Source organism: Pseudomonas sp. 05N434 (assembly GCF_056396965.1).
Genome location: NZ_JBFTMK010000282.1, coordinates 1 through 6,445, shown reverse-complemented (window position 1 = coordinate 6,445; position 6,445 = coordinate 1). Strand labels below are relative to the sequence as shown.

Below are 6,445 nucleotides of genomic sequence, written 5' to 3'. Positions count from 1 at the left end.
CGTCACGACCTTCGTTTCATCGGCACAGGCGGCTTTGAGGTGGCTCATCGAGTAATGCGCCAACCGGTCGAAAGCCATCACCGGAGGGCTATTTTCCGTGAATACGCCGCTGGCCAGCAGTGGCAGGATCCCGGCACTCGCCGCGCTGCACGACAGAGTGCTCAGGCAACTGGCGCCGAACAACTCGGACAGTTCGGTTTCGTATTGGTCCAGAATCGCCAGCTTGCAGCGGTTCCTGGAATTGGCGATGCGAAGTGTGCCGGTTTCCCACAGCGTGGTCATGGCGCCGTCGAGAATATCGGGATGGTGATCCAGCCCCAGGTATGACGTCGTACAGAAATCATGAAACGCTCTCCCGTACTGATCCAGCATGCGGTTGGCACTTTTTATCTCAACGTTGAGCCCCGCGATTTTTCCGGTTTCGGCGGCCTCCCAATCATGGTCAGCCAATGAAACGAGTTTGCGGTAGTTGGTGAAGGTGTGCGCCGTGTACGGTATCTGGCTCATGTGTAAGTGACATTCCTTGAATGAATCTATCCGTGGGTTTGTTGCAGTTTGTGTGTGTTGCCAGACTTTACAGAGAGTCCCGATGGGCTTTGAATCGGCTGTTTCCGGTAGTACTGAGAGTTGTAAGAGAATTAGTTGTAGGGCGATGCCCTGGGGTGCTGTGGGTAATTGGATGGCGGGCACGAATCGAATCCGGGCTATCCTGCCGACTCAGTCGAACCGAAATCATCGAGCCCTGCCATGCTGCAAAAAAGCCTGATCCGCCGTCTCGACCTGATCACTCTCCAGCTGTTTGTGGCCGTTCACGAAGAGGGCACCTTGACCCGTGCCGCCGCCCGCGAAGCGATCGCGGTGTCGGCGGCCAGCAAGCGGTTGATGGAGCTGGAGGAGGCGCTGGGCATCAGCCTGTTCGTACGCCAGGCCAAGGGCATGACGCTGACACCGGCCGGTGAAACCCTGCTGCACCATGCCCGGCAGATGCTGTTCAACGTCGAGAAAATGGGCCTCGAACTGGGCGAACACAGCCATGGTGTGCGCGGTTATGTGCGGATGCTCGCCAACCTGTCGGCGATCATTCAATTCCTGCCCGAAGACCTGCGGGACTTTTCCGCGCGCCATCCGCAGGTCAAGACCGACCTCGAAGAGCGCCCCAGCAGCGGGGTGATTCAAGGCGTGCTCGATGGCGTGGCGGACCTCGGGATCTGCTCCAGCGACAGCGACGTCAAGGGGCTGCACAGCGTTGTATATCGCCAGGACAAACTGGTCGTGCTGATGCCGGCCGATCATCCGCTGGCGAGTCGTTCGGCCTTGGCTTTTGCCGACACGCTGGACAGCGATTACGTCGGTCTGCATTCGGCCAGTTCCATCAACATGCGCACCCATGCGGCCGCGCGCAAGGCCGGCAAGGTGCTGAGGTTGCGGATCCATGTGCCGGGGTTCGACGCCATGTGCCGGATGGTTCAGGCCAACATGGGCATCGGCATCCTGCCGCTAAAGGCCTACGAACTGTTTGGCCGGGCGCTGGGGTTGCACGCGGTGCCGCTGACGGATGACTGGTCGGATCGTGCGTTGATTCTGGTGGTGCGCGATGAAGTGGCGCTGTCGCCGGTGAGCCGGATGTTGTTTGAGCATTTGCGCGGCCAGACCTGACAGTTCTCGATTGCATGGACGAGCATTCGCGTTTCGCGAACGGTCGTTGCCAACAGAAGGTTGGATTCCATGCCACTCGGTCCTCTAGCCTTGGCGCATATTCCAAGAACAAGAGGTACCCCCGCGATGACTGCCCCCTTGAGTGCAATCAAAGTGATTGAGATCGGCACGCTGATCGCCGCGCCGTTTGCCGCGCGCATGCTGGCCGAGTTCGGCGCCGAAGTGATCAAGATCGAAGCCATGGGCCAGGGCGATCCCCTGCGTAAATGGCGCAAGCTGCACGAAGGCACTTCGTTGTGGTGGTACCTGCAATCGCGAAACAAGAAGTCCCTGGCGCTGAATCTGAAATCCCCTGAAGGCATTGAACTGGTCAAGCAACTGGCGAGCGACGCCGATGTGCTGATTGAAAACCTGCGCCCCGGCGCCCTGGAGAAACTCGGCCTGGGCTGGGACGTGTTGCATGCCCTCAATCCCAGCCTGACGCTGGTGCGCATTTCCGGTTACGGCCAGACCGGCCCGTACCGTGATCGTCCGGGTTTCGGGGCGATCGGCGAGGCGATGGGCGGGATTCGCTATACCACCGGTACTCCCGGTTCGCCGCCGGCCCGAGTGGGGGTGAGTCTGGGTGATTCCCTGGCTTCGCTGCACGCGGTCATCGGTGCCTTGATGTCGCTGCTGCGGGTCAAGACCGGGCAGGGCGGCGGGCAAGTGGTCGATGTGTCGTTGGCCGAAAGCGTGTTCAACGTCATGGAAAGCCTGGTGCCGGAATACGACATGCTCGGTCATGTGCGTGAGCGCAGCGGCGGGGCGTTACCGGGTATTGCGCCGTCCAATACCTACCTGACTGCCGACGGTGCCTACGTGGTGATCGCCGGCAACAGCGACCCGATCTACAAGCGTCTGATGGCGGTGATTGGCCGGGCCGACCTGGCCGAAGCGCCGGAGTTTGCGCATAACGATGGCCGCGCCGCCAAAAGTAATGTGCTCGACGCAGCCATTACTCACTGGACCAGCAGCCTGCCCATCGATGAGGTGTTGGCGGCTCTGGAAGCTGCCGAAGTCCCGGCCGGGCGCATCTATTCGGTGGCCGACATCGTTGCCGATCCTCACTATCAAGCGCGGGGCATGCTGCTCAACGCCGAACTGCCGGGTGGTGCCTCGGTGAAGATGCCGGGCATCGTTCCGAAAATGTCCGAAACCCCCGGTGGCGTGAACTGGTCGGGGCCGAGTCTGGGTCAGCACACCGACGGCATCCTCGCGGGGCTGGGCCTGACTGACCAGGACATCGAACGGTTGAAAGCTGAAGGGGTGGTGCAATGATCACTGATTATTCCCAGACGCTGATCGTTCAGGAGGTTTCCCCGCGTGACGGCTTGCAGATCGAGCCTACCTGGGTCGAAACCGCCGACAAGATTGCGTTGATCGATCAGTTGTCGCTGGCGGGTTTCAGCCGCATCGAAGCCGGTTCGTTCGTGTCGCCCAAGGCGATTCCGGCGCTGCGCGATGGCGAGCCAGTGTTCAAGGGCATCGCCCGACAGCCGGGCGTGATCTATGTCGCGTTGATCCCTAACCTCAAAGGCGCACAACGAGCACTGGACTCGGGGGCTGACGAGCTGAACCTGGTGATGTCCGCCAGCCAGACCCATAACCTGGCAAACATGCGGATGCGCTGCGAGGCGTCATTGGCTGCGTTCGGCGAGATCGTCGAGTTCGTTCGCGGCACGCCGGTGCGGCTCAACGGCAGCATCGCCACGACTTTCGGTTGCCCGTTCGAAGGCAAGATCGATGAGGACCGCGTGCTGCAGATTGTCGAGGCTTATCAGGAGCTCGGCATTACGGGCATTACCCTGGCCGACACCACCGGCATGGCCAATCCACGCCAGGTCGACCGTGTGGTGCGACGGGTGTTGCAACGGGTTTCACCGGCTGATCTGACCCTGCATTTCCACAACACGCGCGGCCTCGGCCTGTGCAATGTACTGGCAGCTTACGAGGCCGGAGCCCGGCGCTTTGACGCAGCCCTCGGTGGTCTTGGCGGTTGCCCGTTTGCACCGGGTGCCTCGGGCAATATCTGCACCGAAGATTTGGTCAACCTGTGCGATGAAGTCGGCATTCACACCGGCATCGACTTGCCGTTGTTGCTGCGATTGTCGCGAGGCTTACCCGCATTGCTGGGCCATGAAGTGCCCGGGCAGCTCGCCAAGGCCGGACGTAACTGCGACCTGCACCCGACACCGTCCTGAACCCACCGAACAAACTCCTAAAAAAGCCGCAACGAACCAGACAACAAAAACAATCGGACGCCCACGGGACGTCTGCCTGGAGAAACCACGATGAGCCTCAATGTTCTGGAGGCGGGCGTGAGCCCGTCCGTTAGTCACGACGCCGAAAAAGCCCTGGTCCGCAAAGTCGCCTGGCGACTGATGCCGCTGATCATGGTCTGCTACCTGTTCGCATTTTTCGACCGCATCAACATCAGCTTCGCCAAGTTCCAGTTGCAGGCCGACCTGAGCCTGAGCGATACCGCTTACGGCCTCGGCGCCGGGCTGTTTGTAGTCGGTTATGTGATCTTTGAAGTGCCGAGCAACATGATGCTTTACAAGGTGGGTGCCCGGCGCTGGATCGCCCGGATCATGATGTCGTGGGGGCTCGCGACGGCGGCCATGGTCTTCGTCAACAGCGAATGGCAGTTCTACGCCCTGCGTTTCGTGATCGGTGCGATGGAGGCGGGTTTTGCTCCGGGCGTGTTGTATTACCTGACGCTGTGGTTCCCGCAGCATTATCGGGGGCGCATCACCTCGATGCTGTTTCTCGCGTCGGCGTTTGCCGGGCTGGTTGGCGCACCGTTCTCCGGGTTGGTGCTGCAACACCTTGATGGCTTCCTCGATATGCGCGGCTGGCATTGGCTGTTTCTGCTCGGTGGCGTTCCTTGCATCGGCCTTGGCTTGTTGGTGCTGACCGTGCTCAAGGACCGCATCGAAGATGCCCATTGGTTGACCCCGTCGGAGAAGACACTGCTCGCCAGCCGTATCGCGCACCACGAACCCCACAAGAGCGGCGGCTCCTTGCTGGCCGCACTCCGGATTCCGGGTTTCCTGATGCTGGGGCTGATCTACTTTCTGATTCAGGTGGCGTCCTACGGCTTGAATTTCTGGGCGCCGCAACTGATCCGCAGTGCCGGTACCGAGAGCCCGGTGATGATCGGCTTGCTGACCGCCATTCCCTACATCTGCGGCGCCATCAGCATGGTGGTGATCGGGCGGTTATCCGACGCCACCGGTGAGCGGCGCAAGTTTGTCGCGGGTCTGGTGGCGGCAGGTGCGGTGGGTTTCTTCTGCGCAGGAATTTTCGCCAACCACACGACTTTCCTGATTGTTGCCCTGGGCTTGCTCGGTGCCGGGATCATCGCGTCCATCCCGAGCTTCTGGACCCTGCCACCGAAACTGCTGGCCGGTGCCGGGGCAGGCGCCGCTGGCGGGATCGCGGTGATCAATACCCTTGGCCAGTTCGGTGGGATCGTCAGCCCGGTCATGGTCGGGCGGATCAAAGACCTGACCGGCAGCACCACCCCCGCGTTGTACGTCATCGGTGTCGCCGCGCTGATCGCCGCTGCGTTGTTGCTGTGGGGGTTGCCGCAGAAGCTGCGCACGCTCGACAAGTTCTGAAGTTCGCGGCGTCAGAAATACCGCTTTCGCGAGCAAGCCCGCTCCCACATTGACCGCGTCGGGCACAGGATTCGTGCCCGCCGCCACTCCCTGTGGGAGCGGGCTTGCTCGCGAAGACTGACTCTCAGCCAACAAAGCCCCCGTCGGCTGTACGCTCAAGGATGTTTAAGCTTTACTCTCCGCTCGCGACCACCCAGAGAGACTCAAGGTTACCCAACCCATGCTAACCGGCCTCAACCACCTGACCCTCGCCGTCACTGACCTGAACCGCAGCGTGGCGTTCTATCGCGATCTGCTGCAACTTCAGCTTTCAGCCACTTGGGACACCGGTGCCTATCTCTCGCTACCCGGTCTGTGGCTGTGCCTTTCTTTCGATCCACGGCGCGAATCCACGCCCGCCGCCGACTACACCCATTACGCCTTCAGCCTCGAAGCTGTGGACTTCCTGCCGTTCGTCGAACGCCTGCGATCCGCCAACGTGCGGGAATGGCGGGATAACCGCAGCGAAGGTGCGTCGTTCTATTTTCTCGACCCGGATGGGCACAAGCTCGAGGCGCATGTCGGGTCTCTGGCGTCGCGGCTGGCGGCTTGTCGGCAGCGACCCTATGCGGGGATGAAGTTCTTCGACGATCAGTGAGTCGATGTTCGGCGTCCTGAGATAGAATTGCGCCCCTTGTCCAGCCGTGCAGAGTTGCTGCATTGGTCCATGTTGCCCTGGTTGATCATCTTGAGCTTCATTGGTGGCCTTTTGGCCTACGCTATGCTCATTGGCATCGTCGGTGCGCGTCAGGTGCGCACGTTGTATCAGCGTCATGAACTGGCGATTACCCGCTTGTGCGGGGTCATGTTCATCGGTTTCGCCATCAATGCCCTGGTGCATGCGCTGCCGGGGCTGGTGACGAACAAGGCTTGAGGCTGAACGCAGGGAAGCGTCGGCTGCACAGTCATCGCTCGGGCGTATGACCGGTCAGGGAGGGTTGTTCAATGTTGCATTGTCCGGACATGCTCTCTGCATCATGGAAACCAGAAATTCCGCGCCAATGGCGAGTTACATCGATCTCTTGCTGGACGCCGTCTGTGCGGTGGACAAACATGCTGGACGCCGTCTGTGCGGTGGACAAACA

General features: G+C 60.9%; 7 protein-coding genes and 1 pseudogene. 6 read left to right on the top strand and 2 right to left on the bottom strand.

Annotated elements, in window-relative coordinates; translation table 11 throughout:
• A partial coding sequence (locus AC1DLB_RS17955) for a PLP-dependent aminotransferase family protein (protein WP_477785379.1) occupies positions 1 to 507 on the bottom strand: 507 nt, incomplete at its 3' end.
• A 240-nt stretch (positions 508 to 747) separates the two neighbouring features.
• On the opposite strand from AC1DLB_RS17955, the gene AC1DLB_RS17950 reads away from it, so the two are divergent.
• From AC1DLB_RS17950 to AC1DLB_RS17925, 6 genes and pseudogenes are all read left to right on the top strand, one after another.
• Positions 748 to 1,656, top strand: a complete 909-nt coding sequence (locus AC1DLB_RS17950) for a LysR family transcriptional regulator (protein WP_018926832.1) — start codon at positions 748 to 750, stop codon at positions 1,654 to 1,656.
• 126 nt (positions 1,657 to 1,782) lie between these two features.
• A complete protein-coding gene (locus AC1DLB_RS17945; protein WP_477743377.1) occupies positions 1,783 to 2,976 on the top strand; it encodes a CaiB/BaiF CoA transferase family protein in 1,194 nt (397 codons plus the stop codon).
• The gene (locus AC1DLB_RS17940) at positions 2,973 to 3,899 is read left to right on the top strand and encodes a hydroxymethylglutaryl-CoA lyase (RefSeq protein ID WP_064619815.1); all 927 of its coding nucleotides are present in this window, start codon (positions 2,973 to 2,975) and stop codon (positions 3,897 to 3,899) included. Before AC1DLB_RS17945 ends, AC1DLB_RS17940 begins: the two co-directional genes overlap by 4 nt.
• A 90-nt stretch (positions 3,900 to 3,989) precedes the next feature.
• A complete protein-coding gene (locus AC1DLB_RS17935) occupies positions 3,990 to 5,321 on the top strand; it encodes an MFS transporter (RefSeq protein ID WP_019580877.1) in 1,332 nt (443 codons plus the stop codon).
• A 220-nt stretch (positions 5,322 to 5,541) separates the two neighbouring features.
• Entirely contained in the window at positions 5,542 to 5,958 is a 417-nt protein-coding gene (gene fos / locus AC1DLB_RS17930; protein WP_258612592.1) for a fosfomycin resistance glutathione transferase, read from the top strand.
• A 36-nt stretch (positions 5,959 to 5,994) separates the two neighbouring features.
• Positions 5,995 to 6,234: pseudogene (locus tag AC1DLB_RS17925) on the top strand (LysE family translocator); the annotation flags it as partial.
• Positions 6,235 to 6,265: 31 nt separating this feature from the next.
• On the opposite strand, the gene AC1DLB_RS17920 reads toward AC1DLB_RS17925, so the two are convergent.
• Positions 6,266 to 6,445, bottom strand: a 180-nt coding sequence (locus AC1DLB_RS17920) for a hypothetical protein (RefSeq protein WP_477785380.1), incomplete at its 5' end; no start/stop codon positions are given.

Excerpts from the sequence above, each read along its gene's own strand:
- AC1DLB_RS17950 (WP_018926832.1), top strand. The coding sequence starts at position 748 with ATGCTGCAAAAAAGCCTGATCCGCCGTCTCGACCTGATCACTCTCCAG.
- AC1DLB_RS17945 (WP_477743377.1), top strand. The coding sequence starts at position 1,783 with ATGACTGCCCCCTTGAGTGCAATCAAAGTGATTGAGATCGGCACGCTG.
- AC1DLB_RS17940 (WP_064619815.1), top strand. The coding sequence starts at position 2,973 with ATGATCACTGATTATTCCCAGACGCTGATCGTTCAGGAGGTTTCCCCG.
- AC1DLB_RS17935 (WP_019580877.1), top strand. The coding sequence starts at position 3,990 with ATGAGCCTCAATGTTCTGGAGGCGGGCGTGAGCCCGTCCGTTAGTCAC.
- fos (WP_258612592.1), top strand. The coding sequence starts at position 5,542 with ATGCTAACCGGCCTCAACCACCTGACCCTCGCCGTCACTGACCTGAAC.